This window comes from Streptomyces sp. NPDC004788 (genome assembly GCF_053601115.1).
On the sequence record NZ_JBSGBF010000117.1, the window covers coordinates 1 to 22,184 of the forward strand.

The following is a 22,184-nucleotide window of genomic DNA, read 5'->3' on the forward strand; positions in this document are numbered from 1 at the left end:
GTGCCCGTGGGTCTCGTCGTCGCCGAGGTGGGGCGGCCCCCCGGCGGCGTGGGGCGCCGCGGGGGGGCCCCCCCGGGGGGCGGGCCCCGCGCCCACTGAGCCGTACGGGGCCGGGATCAGCCCTCGCTGACGCCCAGCTTCTCCAGGATCAGGTCCTTGACCCTCGCCGCGTCGGCCTGGCCACGCGTGGCCTTCATGACCGCGCCGACCAGGGCGCCGACCGCGGCGACCTTGCCGCCGCGGATCTTGTCGGCGATGGCCGCGTTGCCCGCGATGGCCTCGTCGACGGCCGCGCCGAGCGCGCTGTCGTCGGAGACGACCTTCAGACCGCGCTTCTCGACGACCTCGTCCGGGGTGCCCTCGCCGGCGAGGACGCCCTCGATGACCTGACGGGCCAGCTTGTCGTTGAGGTCACCGGAGGCGACCAGGGCCGACACGCGGGCGACGTCCGCCGGGGTGATCGGGAGCTCCTCCAGGGAGACGCCCTTCTCGTTGGCGTTACGGGCCAGCTCGCCCATCCACCACTTGCGGGCCGAGGCCGCGTCGGCGCCCGCCTCGATCGTGGCGACGATCGCGTCGACCGCGCCCGCGTTGAGAATGGACTGCATGTCCAGCTCGGACACGCCCCACTCCTCGCGCAGCCGGTTGCGGCGCACGCGCGGCAGCTCGGGCAGGCCCTTGCGCAGTTCCTCGACCCACTCGCGGGAGGGGGCCACCGGCACCAGGTCCGGCTCGGGGAAGTAGCGGTAGTCCTCGGCGTTGTCCTTGATGCGGCCGGAGGTGGTGCTGCCGTCGTCCTCGTGGAAGTGACGGGTCTCCTGCACGACCGAGCCGCCGGCCTCCAGGATCGCCGCGTGCCGCTGGATCTCGAAGCGCGCCGCCCGCTCCACGGAGCGCAGCGAGTTGACGTTCTTCGTCTCCGAGCGCGTGCCGAACTCGGGCGCGCCCTTCTTCATCAGCGACAGGTTGACGTCGCAGCGCATCTGGCCCTTGTCCATGCGCGCCTCGGAGACGCCCAGGGCACGGATCAGCTCGCGCAGCTCGGCCACGTACGCCTTGGCGACCTCCGGGGCCCGCTCACCCGCGCCGACGATCGGCTTGGTGACGATCTCGATCAGCGGGATGCCGGCCCGGTTGTAGTCGAGCAGCGAGTGCGAGGCGCCGTGGATGCGGCCGGTCGCGCCACCGATGTGGGTGGACTTGCCGGTGTCCTCCTCCATGTGGGCGCGCTCGATCTCCACGCGGAAGATCTCGCCGTCCTCCAGCTGGACGTCCAGATAGCCGTTGAAGGCGATCGGCTCGTCGTACTGGGAGGTCTGGAAGTTCTTCGGCATGTCCGGATAGAAGTAGTTCTTCCGGGCGAAGCGGCACCACTCGGCGATCTCGCAGTTCAGCGCGAGGCCGATCTTGATGGCCGACTCGACGCCGACGGCGTTGACGACCGGCAGGGCGCCGGGCAGGCCGAGGCAGGTCGGGCAGGTCTGGGCGTTGGCGTCCTGGCCGAGCTCGGTCGAGCAGCCGCAGAACATCTTCGTCTTGGTGCCCAGCTCGACATGGACCTCAAGGCCCATGACGGGGTCGTACTCGGCGAGCGCCGCCTCGTACGACAGCAGTTCAGTGACAGTCACGGTGGAACTTCCCTCTCAGCCCATCAGGACGTCGTCGTCGCCGAGACGCTTCAGCTCGCGGTACAGGATCGCGAGGCCGGTGACGATGGCGGCGGCGGACACGACGGCGTCGATCAGCTGCAGCGTGTCGTGCTCGGTGCGGGCCTTCTTGACCTGCTTCAGCACGCTCACGGCGCCGAAGGCGGTGGTGCCCATGGACAGGTACGTGCCGGTCCGGGACTTCTTGAAGCCCTTGGCCTTCTGCAGTGCACTCACAGCGACGGAGCCTCCTCAAGCAGCGGGTGGCCCCACTTTTCCACGAAGGCGGCCTCGACGGCGGCACCGACCTTGTAGAGCCGGTCGTCCTTCATGGCGGGGGCGATGATCTGCAGGCCGACCGGCAGACCGTCCTCCGGCGCCAGGCCGCAGGGCAGCGACATGGCGGAGTTGCCGGCCAGGTTGGTCGGGATGGTGCACAGGTCCGCGAGGTACATCGCCATCGGGTCGTCGGCGCGCTCGCCGATCGGGAAGGCGGTGGTCGGCGTCGTCGGGGAGACGATCACGTCGACCTGCTCGAAGGCCTTCTCGAACTCGCGGGTGATGAGGGTGCGGACCTTCTGGGCCGAGCCGAACCACGCGTCGTAGTAGCCCGAGCTCAGCGCGTACGTACCGAGGATGATGCGGCGCTTGACCTCGGGGCCGAAACCGGCCTCGCGGGTGAGCGCGGTGACGTCCTCGGCCGACCGGGTGCCGTCGTCGCCGGTGCGCAGGCCGTAGCGCAGACCGTCGAAGCGGGCCAGGTTGGAGGAGCACTCGGACGGCGCGATCAGGTAGTACGCGGAGAGCGCGAGGTCGAAGGACGGGCAGTCCACCTCGACGATCTCGGCGCCGAGCGACTTGAGCAGCTCGACGGACTCGTCGAAGCGCTGCATCACGCCGGCCTGGTAGCCCTCGCCGCGGAACTGCTTGACGACGCCGACGCGCATCCCGGCGACCGAGCCGTTGCGGGCGGCCTCGACCACCGGCGGGACCGGCAGGTCGATGGAGGTCGAGTCGAGCGGGTCGTGGCCGGCGATCGCCTCGTGCAGCAGGGCCGCGTCGAGCACCGTACGGGCGCAGGGGCCGCCCTGGTCGAGCGAGGAGGAGAAGGCCACCATGCCGTAGCGGGAGACCGCGCCGTAGGTCGGCTTGACGCCGACGGTGCCGGTGACGGCGGCGGGCTGGCGGATCGAACCGCCGGTGTCCGTGCCGATGGCGAGCGGGGCCTGGTACGCGGCGAGCGCGGCCGAGGAGCCGCCGCCGGAGCCACCCGGGATGCGGGTCAGGTCCCACGGGTTGCCGGTCGGGCCGTAGGCGCTGTTCTCGGTGGAGGAGCCCATGGCGAACTCGTCCATGTTGGTCTTGCCCAAGATGACCACGTCGGCGGCCTTGAGCTTCTTGACCAGGGTCGCGTCGTACGGCGGGAGCCAGCCCTCGAGCATCTTCGAGCCGACCGTCGTGGGCACGCCCTGGGTCGTGAAGATGTCCTTGAGCGCCAGCGGCACACCGGCCAGCGGGCCGAGCTTCTCGCCCCGGGCGCGCTTCTCGTCCACGGCGCGGGCCTGGGCGAGGGCACCCTCGCGGTCGACGTGCAGGAAGGCGTGGACCTTCTCGTCGACGGCCTCGATGCGCGCGAGGTGGGCCTCGGCGACCTGGACGGCGGTGAGCTCGCCGGAGGCGATCTTCGCCGCGATCTCGGCGGCGGTGAGCTTGATGATGGTGCTGTTGTCCGTCATGACGTTCTTAGTCCTCCCCCAGGATCTGCGGCACCTTGAAACGCTGCTGCTCCTGGGCCGGGGCGCCGGAGAGCGCCTGCTCGGGGGTGAGCGACGGACGGACCTCGTCCGCGCGCATGACATTGGTCAGCGGCAGCGGGTGGGAGGTCGGCGGTACGTCTTGGTCGGCGACCTCGGAGACGCGGGCGACCGCGCCGATGATGTCGTCGAGCTGTCCGGCGAAGTGGTCGAGCTCTTCGGCCTTGAGCTCCAGACGCGCCAGCCGTGCGAGGTGTGCGACCTCCTCGCGCGTGATGCCAGGCATGCGGATCCTCACGGGGTGAGTTTGTTGGTGTTGGCCCAATCCTATGGGGCCCGCACCGCTGCCCGTGAAACGGTTTGCCGCCCGGACGGTCGGAGGTGGGGGTTCGCGGCTACTGGACGACGTGTCCGGAAGGGTGCTCGACGTCCACGATCGGCGCGCTCGCCGCGATCTCCGAGGGACGGCGCCAGCCGTGCTCCCCGCGGGCGCGCAGCCAGGCGGTGGTCTCGGCGGGCGGCATGGCGGCGGCCACCAGCCAGCCCTGGACGGCGTCGCAGCCCAGGTCGCGCAGGCGCTCCCAGGTCTCGTCGTCCTCGACGCCCTCGGCGACCACGAGCAGGCCGAGGGAGTGGGCGAGGTCGACGGTGCAGCGGACGATCTCGGCGTCCTCGGTGTCGACGGCGAGCCGGGCGACGAAGGAGCGGTCGATCTTCAGTTCGCTCACCGGGAGGCGGCGCAGGTGCACCAGGGAGGAGTAGCCGGTGCCGAAGTCGTCGAGGGACATCTTGACGCCGTGCCCGGTGAGGCCGGCCATGGTGTCGGCGGCCCGCTGCGGGTCCTCCAGGAGGACGTGCTCCGTTATCTCCAGCTGGAGCGAGCCGGCCGGGACGCCGTGCCGGGCGAGCCGGGCGGCGACGGCGCCGGCGAAGCCGGGGGTGTGGACGTCGCGCGGCGAGACGTTGACGGCGACGGGCACGAGGAGGCCCTGGGCGCGCCAGCGGGCCACCTGGGCGAGGGCGGTCTCCAGGACGTACTCGGTGAGGTGGGGCATCAGGCCGGAGGACTCGGCGATGGCGATGAACTCGTCCGGCGGGACCTTGCCGCGCTCCGGGTGGACCCAGCGGACCAGGGCCTCCAGGCCGGCGACCTGGCCGTCGAAACGGACCTTGGGCTGGTAGTGCAGCTCGACCTCGCCGGCGTCGAGGGCCCGCCGCAGGTCGCCGAGGAGTCCGAGCCGGTCGGGGGTGTTGGAGTCGCGCTTGGACTCGTACACCTCGACGCCGGTGCGGTCCCGCTTGGCCTGGTACATGGCCACGTCGGCGCGGCGCAGCAGGCCCTCGGCGTCGAGGGCGTGCTCGGGGAAGACGGCGACGCCGGCGCTGGCCTCCAGGACGAGGGTGAGCCCGTCCAGGTCGAGCGGCGAGGAGAGCTCGGCGACGAGGTGGCGGGCGACCCGCTGGGCGCTGGTGGTGGAGTCGGCGGTGGGCAGCAGCACGGCGAACTCGTCGCCGCCGAGCCGGGCGGCCTCGGCGCCGCGGGGCAGGGCGAGCCGCAGCCGTTCGGCGATCTGGAGCAGCAGCCGGTCGCCGGCGAGGTGCCCGAGGGTGTCGTTGACCGAGCGGAAGCGGTCCAGGTCGATCAGCACGAGGGCGGAGCGCAGGCCCTCGCCCTCGGCCTCCTCCAGGGCGGTCCAGGTGCGCTCCAGGAGCCACTGGCGGTTGGGCAGCCCGGTGAGCGGGTCGCGCAGCTGCTCCTCGGCGCGGGCGCGGGCGATCCACAGGGTGGAGTCGAGGGCGATGAGCGGGACCGCGAAGAGCGGCAGCAGCGGCGGCCGGGAGGCGGCGACGACGCAGATCAGCGGGGCGATGGCGAGCAGCGCGACGGCGACCAGGCCCTGGCGGAGCAGGGCGCTGCGGGCGGCCGTGGGCAGTCCGCCGCCCTGGGGCGCGAGTGCGTACCACAGCAGCATCCGGGTCGCCACGAGGTAGGCGACGGCGGCGAGCGCCACTTCCGGTACGGCGCCGATCCCCCAGTCGAGGGGTTGCCAGGGCCGTTCGACGGTCGGGGCGGACCCGAAGGTGGCGAGGACGAGGGCGGCGGCACCGGTGCCGATGACATCGACGGCGCCGTGCAGCAGGCCCTGGCGCCAGCGGTGCCGGCGGGCGGCGGCGACGAGCACGACGACGACGAGCGAGACCAGGCAGGCCGGCACCCAGCCGTAGAGGAGCAGGACGGCCAGGGTGAGGGCGGCGCCGGAGCCGGTGCCGCCCCACCAGCGGTCGCGGCCGAGCGCGACCAGATGGCCGACGATGAGGCCGGTGAGGACGGCGAGCGACCAGCCGGGGGCGCCGCCGGGGAAGAGGGCCTGGCCGGTGCTCAGCGCATGGTAGAGCCCGGCGGTGAGTGCGACGGCGGCGATGCCCAGCAGGGCTCCGGGGAGCCCTGAGGTGATGCCCACGAAGGCCGCTCGGCCCTGGGGCCGTGCGACCGGGGCGGCGCTCTCGGTCGGTTTCATTCCCGTCCCTCTCACAGGGGGTAGTGCGCGTCCCGCTCCCGCACACGCCGGCAGTGTCCCTCGCACGGCCGTGCGCGGCGGACGCACGGTCACCACACTAGGCCGCGGAGGGCCGCTACGGGCAGCGCTCTCCATCTCTTGCCCGAATGCGACCCGGCCACCCGTAACGATCTGGTATGCGCCGAACGGGTGAGCTTTCAGGGCCCGTCGGGGCCGCCGGACGGCTGCCCCGGCGGCCGCCCGTCCCGGCTCGCCGCCGACGGGCCCGTCGGCTACTCCGGGACGGGCAGCGCGGCCTCCTGAGCGGCTTCGGGACCTTGTTCGAGCAGCACGACGAACCCGTCCTCGTCGAGAACCGGAACCTTCAGCTGCATCGCCTTGTCGTACTTGGATCCCGGGTTGTCGCCGACGACCACGAAGGCCGTCTTCTTCGAAACGGAACCCGTCACCTTCGCACCTTGGGCCTGGAGCGATTCTTTTGCGCCATCCCTGGTGTAGTTCTGCAGGGTGCCGGTGACGACGACGGTCAGTCCGTCAAGTGGCCGCGGCCCCTGCTCCTCACCGGCGCCCTCGTCCTCGAAGCTCACCCCGGCCGCGCGCCACTTGCGCACGATCTCGCGGTGCCACTCCTCGGCGAACCACTGCTTCACGGCGGCGGCGATGATCCCGCCCACGCCGTCGACCGCGGCCAGCTCCTCCTCCGTCGCCTGTTCGATCCGCTCCAGGGAGCGGAACTCGCGGGCCAGCGCCTCGGCCGCGACCGGGCCGACGTGACGGATCGACAGGCCGTTGATGAACCGGGCCAGCGGCCGCGTCTTGGCCGCCTCGATGTTCGCCAGCATGGCCAGGGCGTTCTTCTTCGGCTCGCCCTTCTGGTTGGCGAAGACGGAGACGATCTTCTCCTCGCCGGTCTTCGGATCCCGCTTGGGCAGCCCGCTGTCCGGGTCCAGGACGTACGCCCTGATCGGCAGCAGCTGCTCGATCGTCAGGTCGAACAGATCGCCCTCGTCGACGATCGGCGGCTCGGCCGGCTCCAGCGGGCGGGTGAGCGCCGCCGCCGCGACCATGCCGAAGTTCTCGATGTCGAGGCACTGGCGGCCGGCCAGGAAGAACAGCCGCTCGCGCAGCTGGGCGGGGCACGACTGCGCGTTGGGGCAGCGCAGGTCGATGTCGCCCTCCTTCATCGGCTTCAGCGGCGTGCCGCACTCGGGGCACTCGGCCGGCATCACGAACTCGCGCTCGGTGCCGTCCCGCAGGTCCGCGACCGGGCCGAGGATCTCCGGGATGACGTCACCGGCCTTGCGCAGCACCACGGTGTCGCCGATCAGCACGCCCTTGGCCTTCACCACGTCCTGGTTGTGCAGGGTGGCGAACTCGACCTCGGAGCCGGCCACCGTCACCGGCTCCACCTGCGCGTACGGCGTGACGCGCCCGGTGCGGCCGACGCCGACCTTGATGTCGACCAGCTTGGTGTTGACCTCCTCCGGCGCGTACTTCCACGCGATGGCCCAGCGCGGGGCGCGGGCCGTGGAGCCGAGCCTGCCCTGGAGCGGGATCTCGTCGAGCTTGACGACGACGCCGTCGATCTCGTGCTCGACGGAGTGCCGGTTCTCGCCGAAGTACGCGATGAACTCGCGGACCTCTGCGAGGGACGAGACGACCTTGTTGTGCCGGGCGGTGGGCAGTCCCCACTCGTGCAGCAGCCCGTACGCGTCCGAGAGGCGGGCGATCTCCAGGCCGTCCCGGGCGCCGATCCCGTGCACCACCATGTGCAGCGGCCGGGTCGCCGTCACCTTGGGGTCCTTCTGCCGCAGCGAGCCCGCCGCCGCGTTGCGCGGATTGGCGAAGGGCTTGTCGCCGGCCTCCACCAGGCGTGCGTTCAGCCCCTCGAAGGCCTCCATCGGGAAGTAGACCTCGCCGCGGATCTCCACCAGGTCCGGGACGCGCTCGCCGTGCAGCCGGTCCGGGATGTCCGCGATCGTCCGCACGTTCGGCGTGATGTCCTCGCCGGTGCGGCCGTCGCCACGGGTCGCCGCGCGGGTCAGCCGCCCCTTCTCGTACGTGAGGTTCACGGCCAGGCCGTCGACCTTCAGCTCGCACAGGAAGTGGTAGTCGCCCGTGCCGACGTCCTTGGCGATCCGCTCGGCCCAGGCGGCCAGCTCCTCGTCGTCGAACGCGTTGTCCAACGACAGCATCCGCTCCCGGTGCTGCACGGACCCGAAGTCCGTCTCGTACGACCCGGCGACCTTCTGGGTCGGCGAGTCGGGCGTGCGCAGCTCCGGATACTGCTCCTCCAGCGCCTCCAGGGCGCGCAGGAGCTTGTCGAACTCCGCGTCGCTGATGACCGGCTGGTCCTTCACGTAGTACCGGAAGCGGTGCTCCTCGACCTGCTCCGCCAGCTCGGCGTGCTTCTCCCGCGCCTCGGCGGGGGCCCCCTGTTCGACTGCCACCTTCGTCCGTCCTCCCGTGCTTACGACCCCGGTCACTCTGGGTTGTCCGCGAGCGATCTCGCCGCCCGGACGCAGTGCGCGAGCGCCTTGCGGGCGTATCCCGGCGTGGCACCCGCGAGACCGCAGGTCGGGGTGACCACCACGGACTCGGCGAGAGTCCCCGGATTCAGCCCCAGCCTGCGCCACAGCGTCCTGACACCCATGACGCTACCGCCCGGGTCTGACAATGCCCCCGACGCCGGGTCCGTGGACGGCACCACACCGGCGAAGAGCTTGGTCCCGGCCTCCACCGCCTCCCCGATCGGCTCCTCGTCACGCTCGGTGAGGAGCGAGAAGTCGAACGACACGCCCGCCGCCCCGGCCCGCCGCAGCAGGGCGAACGGCACCCCCGGCGCGCACGAGTGCACGACGACGGGTCCGTCGTGCACGGCGATCACGTCCCGCAGCGCCGCCTCCACGACCTGCCGGTCGACGGCCCGGTGGGTGCGGTAGCCGCTGGCGGTACGGACGCGGCCCAGGAGCACGGCGGTCAGCGAGGGCTCGTCGAGCTGGAGCACGACCCTGGCCCCCGGCACCCGCTTGCGCACGTCGGCCAGGTGCCCGTTCAGCCCCTCCGCGAGCGACGCGGCCAGGTCCCGGCAGGCCCCGGCGTCCGACAGCGCCGCCTCTCCGCCGTGCAGTTCGAGCGCCGCGGCGAGCGTCCACGGCCCCACCGCCTGCACCTTCAGCGCGCCCTCGTACCCCTGCGTGAACTCCTCCAGGGCGTCCAGGTCCTCGCCCAGCCAGGACCGGGCCCGCCGGGTGTCCCGCCCCGGCCGGTCGCTGATCCGCCACCCGCTCGGCTCCACGTGCGCGTACACCTCCGCGAGCAGCCCCGTGGTCCGCCCGATCATGTCCGCGCCGGGCCCGCGGGCGGGCAGTTCGGCGAGGAACGGGAAGTCCTCGAAGGACCCGGTGACGGTCTTGGCGGCTTCACGGGCGTCGGTGCCGGGCAGGGAGCCGACGCCGGTGGCGGCGGCCCAGGGAAAATCGTTCTTCTCGCTCACGCGGGAAGCGTACGTGCCGTGCGCTCCAGGGTGGCGCGGGTGGCGAGGGTGACCGGGTGGTCGGGGCCGAGGACGCGGGTGCGGGCGTCGAGGACGGCGGTGAGTTCGGGGACGGCGGAGGCGGGGTCGAGGACGGTGGCGAGGTTGAAGCGGGCGGTCAGGGTGTTGGGGTGGTCGGGCCCGAGCAGCCGGTGCCGGGCCTCGGCGACGGCCTCGAACTCGGGGCGCGCCGCGTCGGGGTCACCGGCGTTCCTGAGCAGACAGGCCCGGTTCTCCCGGCTGGTGAGTGTGTCGGGGTGCTCCGGGCCATGAACCCTCGTCTCCGCTTCGAGGACGGTCTCCAGCTCGGCGAGGGCCTCCTGCGTCCGGCCGAGGACGGCGAGGCTCATGGCGAGGTTGTGGCGGGTTTGCAAGGTCTGCTCGTGGTCAGGCCCGAGCACGCGCAGCCAGGACCGGAGGACCTCGGCGTTCTCCGCGCGGGCGGCTTCGAGGTCGCCGCACAGCGAGCGGGCGATGGCCCGCTCGTGACGCACCTGGAGGGTGAAGGGTTCGTCCGGTCCGAGCTCACGCGCGCACTCGTCGGCCAGCGGGTCGAGCACCGCGAGGGCGGGTCCGCCGCCACTGAGGGACAGCAGGTTCCGCCCGTGCTGGAGACGGGCCTCCCGAGTCACGGGATGACTGCCCGTCAGGTCGAGTGCGGCCCCGTCCCGTACGGCGTGCCCGGCGCCGGCCGCGCCCCTGACCAGCCCCTGGACGGCGAGCGACCGCACGGCCAGGACTGCCGCCTCCCAGACCTCCGCCGGGGTGCCGGGCCCGAGCCCGTCCAGCAAGTGCGGCACGAGCAGGGGCCACAGCGCCCCGCGCTTCTCCGGCGCCTCGATCTCCCGCGCGAGCGCCGCCGACAGCGCCTCCCGCTGGCCCCGGTACGCGTCCCGCACCAGCGGATGCACCGTCACCACCGGCTCCCCGTCCGTCCGCAGAGCGGCGAGCCCCAGCCGGTCCAGCGCCTGCAGGCAGGCCCACAGCTCCCCCGGCGGAATCGCGATCCGTTCCGGCGCGAAGACCCGCAGCGGTACGGGCGCGTCGGCGAAGCCGGCGAGGAGGCGCAGGACGTCCTCCGCGTGGACGTGGCCGCGGTCGTGGAGGAGGCGGAGGGACATGGCCCAAATCCGGGCGAGGGTGCCGTCGCCGTCCACGGTGACGTCCCCGGCGCCCAGCGCGGCGAGATAGGCGCCGTACGTGGCGGGCTCGCCGGCTGCCCGCAGGAACGCGGGGCGTTCGGCGACCGAGGCCAGGTAGCGCCCCGCGCTGTCGAGGGCGAGCGGCAGCCCTCCGAGGCGTACGGAAAGGGACTCGGCGTCCGTCGCGGGTCCGGCCGCCTCCCCCGCCCGGTCCGTCAGGGCGCGGGCGCCCTCGTCGCCCGGCAGCGCGCCGAGCGGGTGGAGTACGGGGCCGGTGCCCCAGGCGGCCGGGTCGCCGTCGCGGGTGGTGACGAGGACGAGGCCGGCCATACCGTCGGGCGCGCGGACCCAGCCCGTACCGGCGGCGAGGGAACCCGGGCCGTCGAGCAACGCCAGGTCGTCGGCGTTGTCGAGGACGAGGAGCCAGGGGCCGGGCAGGGCGGCGAGCCGTTCCCACAGGAGATCGGCGGTCTGGCCGCTCGCCAGTTCGTCCTCGCGGACGCCGACCCGGCGGGCCACCGCGCGCAGCCCGCCCGCGAGCCGTCCGGAGTCCTGCGCGGCCACCCACCACACGGGCGCGCCGTCCCGCGCGAGGACGTCGGCGACCTCCAGGGCGAGGCTGGTCTTGCCGACGCCGCCGAGCCCGTACAGCACCTGTGTCCCGGAGGCGGAGCACAGCCGGGCGATGAGCTCCCCGCGTCCCCGCAGCGGGGTGCCGCGCCGCCCGAAGGGCGGGGCGACGGTCACCTCGTCGGCGGGGGGCGGGGCCTGGTGCACGACGAGGTGCTCGATGTGCCCGGCCTGGACGACGCTCCCCTGCGTCCCACCGGTGATGGAATTGCCGACCCCCGGCCCCGCCCCCGTCATGCGGCGCTCAGCGTCCCGGGCGCACGGTCAGGTCGTTGACCTCGGCGTCCCGCGGCAGGTCGATCGCCATGACGATGGTCGTCGCCACCGACTCCGGGTCGATCCAGCGCTCGGGGTCGTACTCCTTGCCCTCCTGCTGGTGCACCTTCGCCTGCATGGGGCTGGCCGTCCGCCCCGGGTACACCGACGTCACCCGCACTCCGTTGGCGTGCTCCTCGTGCCGCAGCGAGTCGGCGAGCGCCTTCAGGCCGTGCTTGGAGGCGGCGTACGCGCCCCACTCGGCGTGCGCGTTGAGCCCGGCGCCCGAGTTCACGAACAGCACATGGCCCTTGGAGACCCGCAGCAGCGGCAGGAAGTGCCGGGTCAGCTCGGCCGGCGCGACCAGGTTGACGTTGAGCTGGTGGTGCCACGTCTTCGGCGTCAGCTCCCCGACCGGCCCGAGGTCGACGACCCCGGCGATGTGCAGCAGCGTGTCCACCCGCTCGGGCAGGGTCTGGTGCGAGAACGCCCACGACAGCCGGTCGGGATCCGCCAGGTCCCCCACCAGCGTCCGCGCCCCGGGAAACTCGCCCGCCAGCTCCTTGGCCCGCGCCGCGTTCCGCGCGTGCAGCACGAGCTCGTCCCCGCGCGCGTGCAGCCGCCGCGCGACGGCGGCGCCGATGCCGGAGCCGGCTCCGGTGATCACATGTGTAGCCATGGCCCCCATGCTCGCATCATCGACGTGACTCCCGTCAGCCGCGGGAGGCGACCGTCTCCTCCAGGTACGCCAGTGCCGCCGCCCCGTCCTCCGCGAAGAAGACGAGGTCGGTGAGGGGTATCGGGAGGAAGCCCTCCTCGTCCATGCGACGGAACTGGGTCTTGAGGCCGTCGTAGAAGCCTGCCGTGTTGAGGAGGACGACGGGCTTGGTGTGCTTGCCGTGCTTCTTCAGTTCCAGGATCTCGGTGGCCTCGTCGAGGGTGCCGGTGCCGCCGACCATGACGACGATCGCGTCGGACTTGGCGAGGAGCAGGGCCTTGCGCTCGGCGAGGTCCTTGGCGAAGACCATCTGGTCGGCGACCGGGCGGGCCTTGGCCGCGAGGAAGTCGACGGAGACGCCGACCAGTCGCCCGCCGGCCTCTTCGACGCCGTCCGCGACGACCTTCATCAGACCCGTGTCGGAGCCGCCCCAGACCAGGGTGTGGCCCGCCTTGCCGAGGCGGTTGGCGAAGTCGCGGGCGGGGACGGTGTAGCGGTCGTCGAGGTCGGCCGCGGAGAGGAAGACGCAGATGTTCACGCACTCCACGGTACGGGCCGGCACCGACATCCAGGTTTTTCCGGGAAGTTCCGCCGGGAGCGATGAGTTCCGGGCGCGGCGCCGGTCTGCCCTGCCATGGACGAGGTGAGGACCAGACCGTGCCGGGCCAGGGGCCTGGTCAGGGCGCAGGACGGGACGCGGATCGCGTACGAGCGGTACGGGGACGGGGTGGGGGACGTGGACGGGCCGCCGCTGATCCTGGTGGGCGGGGCGGACGGGAGCCACTGCGTGCTCGCCGGGCTGCTGGCGCGCCGGTTCCCGGTCGTGGCGTACGAGAGGCGGTCCGGACCCGGGGCCGGTCAGGTGGAGCGGGAGATCGCCGATCTGGCGGCGCTCGTCGAGGCGGTGGGCGCGGGCGCGGTGGGTACGGCGGCGGTGCACGGCACGGCGTCCGGCGGGGCGCTCGCCCTGGCCGCGGCGGCGGCCGGGGTGCCGGTCGGGCCGGTGTCGGTGTACGAGCCGGTGTACGGCGACGGGACCGAGGCGCAGCTGTGCCGGGTGCCCGCGCGCGTCCTCGTGGTCGACGGCGGCGCGAGCCCGTCCTGGACGCGGCGGGCGGCCCGTACGGTCGCGGCGGCCGTCCCGCGCGGCCGGCACCGCACGCTGACCGGCCAGACGCACGAGGTGTCCCCGCACGTACTCGCCCCGGTCCTGGCCGACTTCTACGCGGAGGAGCCGGCGGGCGGCTGAGCGGGGAGGGCGGCCGACCGGGCGGCTGACCGCGCGGCGGACCGGGGAGGGCGGCCGGCCGCGCGGCTTACCGGGCGGCTGACCGGGCGTCAGGCGTTCGTGGCCGCCTCGGCCGTCCGTCGTACCGTCGTCGCGATCGTCGCCGAGCCGACCACCCGCGTGCCGTCGTAGAGCACGATCGCCTGGCCGGGGGCCACGCCGCGGACGGGCTCGTCGAAGGTGACCTTCAGCTCGCCGTCCTCCATCGCCGCGCTGACCGGCGTCTCGTCGCCGTGGGCGCGGAGCTGGGCGGTGTAGCGGCCGGGGCCCTCGGGGGCGGTGCCGCACCAGCGGGGCCTGATCGCGGTGAGGGCGGTGACGTCGAGGGCCTCGGCGGGGCCGACGGTGACGGTGTTGTTCACCGGCGAGATGTCGAGGACGTAGCGCGGCTTGCCGTCCGGCGCCGGGTGCCCGATGCGCAGGCCCTTGCGCTGGCCGATGGTGAAGCCGTAGGCGCCGGTGTGGCTGCCCACCTTCGTACCGGACTCGTCGACGATGTCGCCCTCCGCCGTGCCCAGGTGCTTGGCGAGGAAGCCCTGGGTGTCGCCGTCCGCGATGAAGCAGATGTCGTGGCTGTCGGGCTTCTTGGCGACAGCGAGGCCGCGTCGCTCCGCCTCGGCCCGGATCTCGTCCTTGGTGGTGACGGTGTCGCCGAGCGGGAACATGGCGTGGGCGAGCTGCTTCTCGTCGAGCACCCCGAGCACGTACGACTGGTCCTTGGCCATGTCGGAGGCCCGGTGCAGCTCGCGGGTGCCGTCCTCGCGCAGCACGACGGTGGCGTAGTGGCCGGTGCAGACGGCGTCGAAGCCGAGGGCGAGCGCCTTGTCGAGGAGCGCGGCGAACTTGATCTTCTCGTTGCAGCGCAGGCACGGGTTGGGCGTGCGGCCCGCCTCGTACTCGGCGACGAAGTCGTCGACGACGTCCTCGCGGAACCGCTCGGCCAGGTCCCACACGTAGAACGGGATGCCGATGACGTCGGCGGCCCGCCGGGCGTCGCGCGAGTCCTCGATGGTGCAGCAGCCCCGCGCTCCGGTACGGAAGGACTGCGGGTTGGCGGAGAGGGCCAGGTGCACGCCGGTGACGTCGTGGCCCGCCTCGGCGGCGCGGGCGGCGGCGACGGCGGAGTCCACTCCGCCGGACATGGCGGCGAGGACCCGGAGGGGGCGGTCGAGGGGGCGCTGCGGCGGGGTCTGAGTCATAGCCCTACCAGGGTACGGGGCCGGTCGGGGTGCAGGCCGGGGAACCGTGGTCGTGGGAGTGAGCGTTCTCGCTCACATGGGGAACCAGGGGCAGGGCAAGGGCGGGGCCGGGAACAGGAGCGGGGCGAAGGCGCCCGCGAGGAAGAGCGGGAGCAAAAGCGGGGGCGGGAGCAAGAGCGGGGGCGGCGGCGGGGCCGCGGGCAAGGGCCGTGCCGGGGGCAAGGGCGGGGCGAAGGCGTCCGCCAAGAAGGGCGGGCCCGGACGGCGGGCCTTCCTGCTCGGCGGCACGGTCGCCGTCGTCGGCACCGTCGCGCTCGCCCGCGACGAGCTGGCCCGCCTCTACTGGCGGCTGCCCGGCGTCGAGCGCAAGCGGGAAGAGGGCGTCCTCGACCACAAGGGCGCCGAGTGGACGGCGGCGTCCCGCTACAACTGGCGGCGCGCCGACCGCCCCGACGACTACGTGATCGACCGAATCGTGATCCATGTCGTCCAGGGCAGCTACGCCTCCGCGCTGCGGGTCTTCAAGGACCCGGGGCACGGGGCCGCCGCGCACTACGTGGTCCGCAAGGACGGGCACATCGCGCAGATGATCCGGGAGCTCGACGTGGCCTTCCACGCCGGGAACCGGGACATGAACGAGCGCAGCATCGGCATCGAGCACGAGGGCTTCGTCGACCGGCCGCAGGACTTCACGCCGGCGATGTACGCGGCCTCGGCCCGGCTCACGGCGGACATATGCGCGCGGTACGGGATACCCGTGGACCGGGAGCACATCATCGGGCACGTGGAGGTGCCAGGCACGGACCACACGGACCCGGGGCCGCACTGGGACTGGCCCCGGTACATGGCGCTCGTGAAGAAGGAGCGCGCGAAGCTGCCGCCGGTCGGCTGAGGCCGGCGGTCGGGCGAGGCCGCCGGTCGGCCGAGGTTGGCGGTCGGCCGAGGTTGGCGGTCGGCGGAGGCCGCCGATCAGCCGAGGACAGCGGTCGGCCAGGCCACCCGTCAGCTGAGGCCGCCGGTCGGCCGAGGCCGCCCGTCAACCGAAACCGCCCGTCAACCGCGGCCGCCCGTCAGCTGAGGCCGGCTGTTCGCGCCCGCTCCACCGCCGGGCCGATCGCCTCCGCGACCGCCGCCACGTCCTCCTTGGTGGAGGTGTGGCCGAGGCTGAAGCGCAGCGTGCCGCGGGCCAGGTCGGGGTCGGCGCCGGTGGCGAGCAGCACGTGGCTGGGCTGGGCGATGCCGGCGGTGCAGGCGGAGCCGGTGGAGCACTCGATGCCGGCTGCGTCGAGGAGCAGCAGCAGCGAGTCGCCCTCGCAGCCGGGGAAGCTGAAGTGCGCGTTGGCGGGGAGCCGGTCGACCGGGTCGCCGCCGAGGATCGCGTCGGGGACGGCGGTGCGGACGGCGGCGACGAGTTCGTCACGCAGCGAGCCGACCGTACGGGCGAACTCCTCGCGGCCCTCGTCCGCCATCCGGCCCGCGACGGCGAACGCGGCGACGGCGGGCACGTCGAGGGTGCCGGAGCGGACGTGGCGCTCCTGGCCGCCGCCGTGCAGGACGGGGACGGGGGTGTACTCGCGGCCGAGGAGCAGCGCGCCGATGCCGTACGGGCCGCCGATCTTGTGGCCGGAGACGGTCATCGCGGCGAGGCCGGAGTCGGCGAAGCCGACCGGGACCTGGCCGAACGCCTGGACGGCGTCGGCGTGCAGCGGTACGCCGAACTCGGCGGCGACGTCGGCGAGTTCGCGGACCGGCATGACGGTGCCGATCTCGTTGTTGGCCCACATGACGGTGGCGAGGGCGACCGAGTCGGGGTCGCGGGCGATGGCCTCGCGCAGGGCCTCGGGGTGCACGCGGCCGTACGTGTCGACGGGCAGGTACTCGACGGTGGCGCCCTCATGGGTGGCCAGCCAGTCGACGGCGTCGAGGACCGCGTGGTGCTCCACGGGGCTGGCGAGGACCCGGACACGGCGCGGGTCGGCGGCGCGGCGGGCCCAGTACAGGCCCTTCACGGCGAGGTTGTCCGCCTCGGTGCCGCCCGAGGTGAACACGACTTCGCTGGGCCGCGCGCCGAGCGCGCCCGCGAGCGTCTCGCGGGCCTCCTCGACGGTCCGCCGGGCGCGCCGGCCGGCGGCGTGCAGCGAGGAGGCGTTGCCCGTGACGGCGAGCTGGGCGGTCATCGCCTCGATCGCCTCGGGGAGCATGGGCGTGGTCGCGGCGTGGTCGAGGTATGCCATGGTGGCAACGATTCTACGAGGCGGGCCGCGGAGGGCGAGCGCCTGGCCGGTTCCTACCGGTGGAGGCGGGGGCCGGGGAGGGTTCCCGGCCCGGCGATCAGCGACGGCGGCTCCGACAGCCGGCCCGGGCACCGGGGTGAGGTCTGCACCACCAGGGTGAGCCGCAGCGGGTGGGTGTCCCGGCCCGTCCGTCAGCCTCGCGGTGCCCGGGCCAGCTGCCTCGACTGGGCGACCAGCCGGTCCGCGGAGTCCCAGACCTCGGCGTCCTCCTCCAGGAAGCCGCCCGCGAGGTTGCGGGTGGTGATGGAGACGCGGAGGGGGCCCGGGGCGGGGCGGCAGCGGATGTGGGTGGTGAGTTCGACGGTGGGGGTCCAGCCCTTGAGGCCGAGCTCGAAGGAGGTCGGCGGCAGGGCGTCGACCGTCAGCAGCAGGGAGAGCGCGTCGGGTTCGCGGCCGTCCGCGAGGCCGAACCAGCCGCGCATCTCGCCCTTGCCCGAGGGCGCGCCGACGGCCCAGCCGACCGTCGCCGGATCGAGCCGGAGGTCCAGGCGGTCGGCGATGGCGGAGGAGCCCGGGATCTGCGGGGTCGGGCCGTCGGAGGCGCCGAGGCACTGGTCGATCGGGGCGAACGCGGGCGGCGTCGCGGTGGTGCGGACGTCGTCCGGGAGCGCGTCGAGGTCGCCGTACGAGGCGAGCACGCGGATGCGCTCGACCTCGGTGCCGTCCTCCGCGTACTGGAAGAGGGAGGCCTGGCCGGTGGAGAGCGTGCGGCCGGTGCGGACGGTCTCGGTGCGGATGACCGCGGGGCCCGGCACGGACGGCGTCAGGTAGTGCGCCGAGATCGTGAACGGGTCCGGGTGCGGCAGGTGGTCGCCGAGCGCGCGGCCGAGGAGGGCCAGGAGGTAGCCGCCGTTGACGGCGTGGATGATCGTCCAGCCGGCGGACAGCTCGGCGTCGTAGACGCCGGGCTCGCGGAGGATGACGGCGGTGTCGCGGTCGAACTCGCTCGCCGTCCCGGCCGGGGTCCCGGCCGTCGTCTCGATGCTGCTCGTGCTCATACCGGAGACCGTACAGGATTTAGCTACTAAGCGGTAGCTTTTCCGGCTCCGGCTCCGGATCCGATGCCCGTCTCCGGCTCCTCGCTCGCGCTCGACCGCCGGTTCCACGCCCGTGGCGCCCTCCAGTGATAGCGCATGGCGAGCAGCCGCAGCACGAACGCGGTGAGCACCGCCGCGCCGCTCGTGTACGCGTTGAGCACGTCGAAGCGGATGGCGAGCACCACGATCGTCGCGCCCACGATCGCCGGCACCGCGTAGAGGTCGCGGTCCCAGCGGAGCAGCGACGGCACCTCGTTGGCCAGGACGTCGCGCAGCACACCGCCGCCGACGGCCGTGGCGAGGCCGAGCGCGGCGGAGGAGGTGAGGCCGAGCCCGTAGTCGTACGCCTTGGTCGTGCCGGTCACGCAGAACAGGCCCAGACCGGCCGCGTCGAAGACGTTGACGGCGGTCTGGGTGCGCTCGACCTCGGGGTGGAGGAAGAACACCAGCACGGTCGCGACCAGCGGCATCAGGAAGTAGCCGAGATCGGTGAAGGCCGCCGGGGGTACGGCGCCGATGATCAGGTCGCGGAAGAGGCCGCCGCCGAGGGCCGTGACCTCGGCGAGGACGGCGATGCCGAAGACGTCGAAGTTCTTGCGGACGGCGAGCAGGGCGCCGGAGATCGCGAAGACGAAGATGCCGACGAGGTCCAGGGCGTGTTGGACGGACGGGTTGAACAGATCGTGGAGCACCGCCCCATTGTCCCGGTTGTTCCGGGTGCGCCACGACGTGAGGCCCCCGCCGCGCGATGCGGCGGGGGCCTCACCCGAACTCACGCCTCGGGAGACTTCTCCGGCGCCTTCTCCGCCGCGGCCTCCGCCGGGGCGCCCTCCGTCACAGCCTCCGCCGGGGCGTCCTCCGTCACGGCCTCCGTCGCGGCGTCCTCCGTCACGGCGTCCTCCGTCGCGGCGGGCTCCGTCGGCTCCTCCACCGGGGCCTCGGGCTCGGGCTCCGGCTTCTTCGTGATCGTGACCTCCACCGACTCGCGCGCCGCCGGCACCGTCACGCCGTCCGCGTTCTCCGGGTGGTGGCACGCCACGCGCTGGCCCGGGCGGAGCTCCAGGAGCGGGGGCTCCTGGGTCTTGCAGACCTCGGTCGCCTTCCAGCAGCGGGTGTGGAAGCGGCAGCCGGCCGGCGGGGCGATCGGGGACGGGACGTCACCGGTCAGCAGGATGCGGTCGGTCTTCTGGCCCCGGCGGCGCGGGTCCGGGATCGGGACCGCGGACATCAGCGCGCGGGTGTACGGGTGCATCGGCGACTCGTACAGGGACTTGCGGTCGGCGAGCTCGACGACCTTGCCCAGGTACATGACCGCGATGCGGTCGGAGACGTGCCGGATGACCGACAGGTCGTGCGCGATGATCACGTACGTGAGGCCCAGCTCCTCCTGGAGGTCGTCCAGGAGGTTGACCACCTGCGCCTGGATGGAGACGTCCAGGGCGGAGACGGGCTCGTCCGCGACCACGAGCTTCGGCTTGAGGGCGAGCGCGCGGGCGATGCCGATGCGCTGGCGCTGGCCGCCGGAGAACTCGTGCGGGTAGCGGTTGTAGTGCTCCGGGTTGAGGCCGACGAGCCCGAGCAGCCGCTGGACCTCCTTCTTCACCCCGCCCTCGGGCACGACGCCCTGGAGGTGGAAGGGGGCCGAGATGATCGTGCCGACCGTGTGGCGCGGGTTCAGCGAGCCGTACGGGTCCTGGAAGATCATCTGGATGTCGCGGCGCAGCGGACGCATCTTCGCCACCCCGAGGTGGGAGATGTCCGTGCCCTCGAACTCGATCCGGCCGTCGGTCGGTTCGAGGAGCCGGGTGATCAGCCGGCCCATCGTCGACTTGCCGCAGCCGGACTCGCCGACGACGCCGAGGGTCTCACCGGGGTAGACCTCGAAGTCGATCCCGTCGACCGCCTTGACCGCGCCGGTCTGGCGCTGCAGCAGGCCCTTCCTGATGGGGAAGTGCTTCTGCAGGCCCGTCACCTTCAGCAGGGGTTCCATGTCACTCACGGCCTTGGTGTCGCTCACAGCTTCGGCGCAATCTCTTCGGTCCAGATCCGGGTCCGCTCCTCCTGCGACATGTGGCAGGCGGAGAAGTGCCGGCTACCGTCCTGGGACTCCGTCAGCTCGGGGCGTACGGTCCGGGTGATGCCGTCCTTGGGCACGTCCGCGTACGGGCAGCGCGGGTTGAAGGCGCAGCCGCTGGGGACGTTGATGAGGCTGGGCGGGTTGCCCTTGACCGGGATGAGCCGGTCGGTCTGCTCGCGGTCGATGCGCGGCATGGAGCCGAGCAGGCCCCAGGTGTAGGGGTGCTTCGGCGTGTAGAAGACGTCCTCGGCCGTGCCGCGCTCCACGCACCGGCCGCCGTACATCACGAGGATGTCGTCGGCGATCTCGGCGACCACGCCGAGGTCGTGCGTGATGATGATGACCGCGGAGCCGAACTCCTTCTGCAGGTCCCGGATCAGGTCGAGGATCTGGGCCTGGACGGTGACGTCGAGCGCGGTGGTCGGCTCGTCCGCGATGAGCAGCTCGGGGTTGTTGACCAGCGCCATCGCGATCATCGCGCGCTGGCGCATGCCGCCGGAGAACTCGTGCGGGTAGTTGTCGAAGCGCTTGGCCGGCTCGGGGATGCCGACCCGGTCGAGGAGTTCGACGGCCCGCTTCTTCGCCGTCTTCTTGTCGACGTCGTGGTGGACGCGGTACGCCTCCACGATCTGGTTGCCGACCGTGTAGTACGGGTGCATCGCGGACAGCGGGTCCTGGAAGATCATCGCCATCTCGCGGCCGCGCATCCGGCGGACCTCGTCCGGGTTCGCGGAGAGCAGCTCGCGCCCGTTCAGCCAGATCTCGCCGGAGATGCGGGCCTTCTGCCGGCCGTACTGGCCGACGGTGTGCAGGCCCATGATGCCGAGCGAGGTGACCGACTTGCCGGAGCCGGACTCGCCGACGATGCCGAGGGTCTTGCCCTTCTCCAGCTGGAAGGTGAGGCCGTCGACGGACTTGACCAGGCCGTCGTCGGTCGGGAAGTGGATCCTCAGGTCGCGGACGTCGAGGAAGGCGTCCGAAGGGGCGTTCCCGGCGGAGGCGACCGGCTCTCCCACGGCAGCGCCGGTCTTGGTGAGCTTGTCGGTCATGCGAGCCTCACTCGGGGGTCGATCACGGCGTACAGCAGGTCGACCACGAGGTTCGCGAGGACGACACAGGCGGCGGTGATGAGGGTGACCGCCAGGATGATCGGCAGGTCGCGCTCGCTCACGCCCTTGATGGCGAGGCCGCCGAGGCCCTTGAGGTTGAACGCGGTCTCGGTGAGGATCGCGCCGCCGACGAGGGCGCCGAGGTCCATGCCGAAGATGGTCAGGATCGGGGTCATGGTGGAGCGCATGGCGTGCTTGCCGAGCACGACCGGCTCCGGGAGGCCCTTGGCGCGGGCGGTGCGGATGTAGTCCTCGCCCAGGACCTCCAGCATGGTGGCGCGGGTGAGCCGCGCGTACATCGCCGCGTACAGGAAGGCGAGCGTCACCCAGGGCAGCAGCAGGCCGGAGAACCAGCCGCCGACGGACTCGGTGATCGGCACGTACGTGGCGTCGAGCCAGCCCAGCTGGGTGCGGAAGACGAGCATCGCCAGCATGGCGGTGAAGAAGATGGGGAGCGAGACACCGGCGAGCGCCGTGATCATCGCGGCCCGGTCGATGATCGTGCCCCGCTTGAGCGCGGAGACGACACCGGTGGCCACGCCCATGACCAGCCACAGCACGGCGGCGCCGATGACCATGGAGAGGGTCACGGGGAAGGCGTCGACCAGCATCGACGACACGTCCTGGTCGGTGCGGAACGAGTAGCCGAAGCAGGGCGCCGCGCAGTGGATGGAGTCGCCGCCGCCGACGTAGTCGCGGCCGACGAAGATGCCCGAGACGAAGTGCCAGAACTGCACCAGGATCGGGTCACCGAGGCCCAGCTTCTGCCGGATGCCCTCGATGGAGGCCGGATCCGCCTGCTTGCCGACGAACATCGCGGCAGGATCGCTGCCGGTCATCTTGGGGATGAGGAAGAAGATGCTGAGCGTCACCAGGGTGACGACGAGCAGCATCACGACGACGGCGAAGAGCCGTCGGATTATGTATGCAAGCATGCGGTCGGCCGGTCGGCGGCCGGGGGATCCGATCGGATCCCCCGGC

Annotated in this window: 19 protein-coding genes; 2 read left to right on the forward strand and 17 right to left on the reverse strand. The window is 72.8% G+C overall.

Features of this window, described 5'->3' with window-relative positions:
- Positions 1-116: 116 nt before the first annotated feature.
- The 10 genes from gatB to ACWEJX_RS33260 all read right to left on the reverse strand — a co-directional run bounded on the left by gatB (position 117) and on the right by ACWEJX_RS33260 (position 12,737).
- Complete coding sequence (gatB, locus tag ACWEJX_RS33215; protein WP_451611133.1) at positions 117-1,628, reverse strand: Asp-tRNA(Asn)/Glu-tRNA(Gln) amidotransferase subunit GatB; 1,512 nt, start codon at positions 1,626-1,628, stop codon at positions 117-119.
- A 15-nt stretch (positions 1,629-1,643) separates the two neighbouring features.
- Positions 1,644-1,823: a hypothetical protein gene (locus tag ACWEJX_RS33220; RefSeq protein WP_403792557.1), complete on the reverse strand. Its 180-nt coding sequence runs from the start codon at positions 1,821-1,823 to the stop codon at positions 1,644-1,646.
- Between the two features lie 56 nt (positions 1,824-1,879).
- Positions 1,880-3,382 carry an Asp-tRNA(Asn)/Glu-tRNA(Gln) amidotransferase subunit GatA gene (gatA, locus tag ACWEJX_RS33225; protein ID WP_451611134.1) on the reverse strand — a complete coding sequence of 501 codons (1,503 nt, stop codon included), beginning with the start codon at positions 3,380-3,382 and terminating at the stop codon, positions 1,880-1,882.
- A gap of 7 nt (positions 3,383-3,389) precedes the next feature.
- A complete protein-coding gene (gatC, locus tag ACWEJX_RS33230) occupies positions 3,390-3,686 on the reverse strand; it encodes an Asp-tRNA(Asn)/Glu-tRNA(Gln) amidotransferase subunit GatC (RefSeq protein ID WP_010984178.1) in 297 nt (98 codons plus the stop codon).
- A 109-nt stretch (positions 3,687-3,795) separates the two neighbouring features.
- Complete coding sequence (locus ACWEJX_RS33235; RefSeq protein WP_451611135.1) at positions 3,796-5,919, reverse strand: putative bifunctional diguanylate cyclase/phosphodiesterase; 2,124 nt, start codon at positions 5,917-5,919, stop codon at positions 3,796-3,798.
- A gap of 272 nt (positions 5,920-6,191) precedes the next feature.
- Positions 6,192-8,369: an NAD-dependent DNA ligase LigA gene (gene ligA / locus ACWEJX_RS33240; protein WP_451611136.1), complete on the reverse strand. Its 2,178-nt coding sequence runs from the start codon at positions 8,367-8,369 to the stop codon at positions 6,192-6,194.
- Between the two features lie 32 nt (positions 8,370-8,401).
- Entirely contained in the window at positions 8,402-9,415 is a 1,014-nt protein-coding gene (locus ACWEJX_RS33245; protein WP_451611137.1) for a methionine synthase, read from the reverse strand.
- The gene (locus ACWEJX_RS33250; protein WP_451611138.1) at positions 9,412-11,463 is read right to left on the reverse strand and encodes a tetratricopeptide repeat protein; all 2,052 of its coding nucleotides are present in this window, start codon (positions 11,461-11,463) and stop codon (positions 9,412-9,414) included. The genes ACWEJX_RS33245 and ACWEJX_RS33250 overlap by 4 nt, the downstream gene beginning before the upstream one ends.
- A gap of 7 nt (positions 11,464-11,470) precedes the next feature.
- Entirely contained in the window at positions 11,471-12,169 is a 699-nt protein-coding gene (locus tag ACWEJX_RS33255; RefSeq protein ID WP_451611139.1) for an SDR family oxidoreductase, read from the reverse strand.
- A 25-nt stretch (positions 12,170-12,194) separates the two neighbouring features.
- A complete protein-coding gene (locus tag ACWEJX_RS33260; RefSeq protein ID WP_451611140.1) occupies positions 12,195-12,737 on the reverse strand; it encodes an LOG family protein in 543 nt (180 codons plus the stop codon).
- Positions 12,738-12,833: 96 nt separating this feature from the next.
- Here ACWEJX_RS33260 and ACWEJX_RS33265 point away from each other — a divergent pair, with 96 nt between their 5' ends.
- Positions 12,834-13,448 (forward strand): alpha/beta fold hydrolase, encoded by a 615-nt coding sequence (locus tag ACWEJX_RS33265; RefSeq protein WP_451611141.1) that lies wholly within the window; start codon positions 12,834-12,836, stop codon positions 13,446-13,448.
- An 89-nt stretch (positions 13,449-13,537) separates the two neighbouring features.
- On the opposite strand, the gene mnmA is transcribed toward ACWEJX_RS33265, so the two are convergent.
- Positions 13,538-14,686 carry a tRNA 2-thiouridine(34) synthase MnmA gene (gene mnmA / locus ACWEJX_RS33270; protein WP_451611142.1) on the reverse strand — a complete coding sequence of 383 codons (1,149 nt, stop codon included), beginning with the start codon at positions 14,684-14,686 and terminating at the stop codon, positions 13,538-13,540.
- 76 nt (positions 14,687-14,762) lie between these two features.
- Between mnmA and ACWEJX_RS33275 the strand changes: the two genes are divergently transcribed.
- The gene (locus ACWEJX_RS33275) at positions 14,763-15,578 is read left to right on the forward strand and encodes an N-acetylmuramoyl-L-alanine amidase (protein WP_451611143.1); all 816 of its coding nucleotides are present in this window, start codon (positions 14,763-14,765) and stop codon (positions 15,576-15,578) included.
- Between the two features lie 178 nt (positions 15,579-15,756).
- Here the strand turns inward: ACWEJX_RS33275 and ACWEJX_RS33280 are convergent, their stop codons facing one another.
- From ACWEJX_RS33280 to ACWEJX_RS33305, 6 genes are all read right to left on the reverse strand, one after another.
- Positions 15,757-16,920, reverse strand: coding sequence for a cysteine desulfurase family protein (locus ACWEJX_RS33280; protein ID WP_451611144.1), 1,164 nt, complete (start codon positions 16,918-16,920; stop codon positions 15,757-15,759).
- A 191-nt stretch (positions 16,921-17,111) separates the two neighbouring features.
- The gene (locus tag ACWEJX_RS33285; RefSeq protein ID WP_451611145.1) at positions 17,112-17,978 is read right to left on the reverse strand and encodes a thioesterase family protein; all 867 of its coding nucleotides are present in this window, start codon (positions 17,976-17,978) and stop codon (positions 17,112-17,114) included.
- 26 nt (positions 17,979-18,004) lie between these two features.
- Complete coding sequence (locus ACWEJX_RS33290; RefSeq protein WP_451611146.1) at positions 18,005-18,709, reverse strand: trimeric intracellular cation channel family protein; 705 nt, start codon at positions 18,707-18,709, stop codon at positions 18,005-18,007.
- A gap of 80 nt (positions 18,710-18,789) precedes the next feature.
- Entirely contained in the window at positions 18,790-20,007 is a 1,218-nt protein-coding gene (locus ACWEJX_RS33295; RefSeq protein ID WP_451611148.1) for an ABC transporter ATP-binding protein, read from the reverse strand.
- A 23-nt stretch (positions 20,008-20,030) separates the two neighbouring features.
- Entirely contained in the window at positions 20,031-21,143 is a 1,113-nt protein-coding gene (locus ACWEJX_RS33300) for an ABC transporter ATP-binding protein (protein ID WP_451611147.1), read from the reverse strand.
- Positions 21,140-22,138: an ABC transporter permease gene (locus ACWEJX_RS33305; protein ID WP_403791859.1), complete on the reverse strand. Its 999-nt coding sequence runs from the start codon at positions 22,136-22,138 to the stop codon at positions 21,140-21,142. Before ACWEJX_RS33305 ends, ACWEJX_RS33300 begins: the two co-directional genes overlap by 4 nt.
- Positions 22,139-22,184 lie beyond the last annotated feature (46 nt).

What these genes read in the sequence shown, in the direction of transcription:
- ACWEJX_RS33280 (WP_451611144.1), bottom strand. Translation starts at nt 16,920, where the DNA reads ATGGCATACCTCGACCACGCCGCGACCACGCCCATGCTCCCCGAGGCG.
- mnmA (WP_451611142.1), bottom strand. Translation starts at nt 14,686, where the DNA reads ATGACTCAGACCCCGCCGCAGCGCCCCCTCGACCGCCCCCTCCGGGTC.
- ACWEJX_RS33255 (WP_451611139.1), bottom strand. Translation starts at nt 12,169, where the DNA reads ATGGGGGCCATGGCTACACATGTGATCACCGGAGCCGGCTCCGGCATC.
- ACWEJX_RS33235 (WP_451611135.1), bottom strand. Translation starts at nt 5,919, where the DNA reads ATGAAACCGACCGAGAGCGCCGCCCCGGTCGCACGGCCCCAGGGCCGA.
- gatA (WP_451611134.1), bottom strand. Translation starts at nt 3,382, where the DNA reads ATGACGGACAACAGCACCATCATCAAGCTCACCGCCGCCGAGATCGCG.
- gatC (WP_010984178.1), bottom strand. Translation starts at nt 3,686, where the DNA reads ATGCCTGGCATCACGCGCGAGGAGGTCGCACACCTCGCACGGCTGGCG.
- ACWEJX_RS33300 (WP_451611147.1), bottom strand. Translation starts at nt 21,143, where the DNA reads ATGACCGACAAGCTCACCAAGACCGGCGCTGCCGTGGGAGAGCCGGTC.
- ACWEJX_RS33265 (WP_451611141.1), top strand. Translation starts at nt 12,834, where the DNA reads ATGGACGAGGTGAGGACCAGACCGTGCCGGGCCAGGGGCCTGGTCAGG.
- ACWEJX_RS33220 (WP_403792557.1), bottom strand. Translation starts at nt 1,823, where the DNA reads ATGGGCACCACCGCCTTCGGCGCCGTGAGCGTGCTGAAGCAGGTCAAG.
- ACWEJX_RS33250 (WP_451611138.1), bottom strand. Translation starts at nt 11,463, where the DNA reads ATGACGGGGGCGGGGCCGGGGGTCGGCAATTCCATCACCGGTGGGACG.
- ACWEJX_RS33295 (WP_451611148.1), bottom strand. Translation starts at nt 20,007, where the DNA reads ATGGAACCCCTGCTGAAGGTGACGGGCCTGCAGAAGCACTTCCCCATC.
- ACWEJX_RS33305 (WP_403791859.1), bottom strand. Translation starts at nt 22,138, where the DNA reads ATGCTTGCATACATAATCCGACGGCTCTTCGCCGTCGTCGTGATGCTG.
- ACWEJX_RS33275 (WP_451611143.1), top strand. Translation starts at nt 14,763, where the DNA reads ATGGGGAACCAGGGGCAGGGCAAGGGCGGGGCCGGGAACAGGAGCGGG.
- ACWEJX_RS33285 (WP_451611145.1), bottom strand. Translation starts at nt 17,978, where the DNA reads ATGAGCACGAGCAGCATCGAGACGACGGCCGGGACCCCGGCCGGGACG.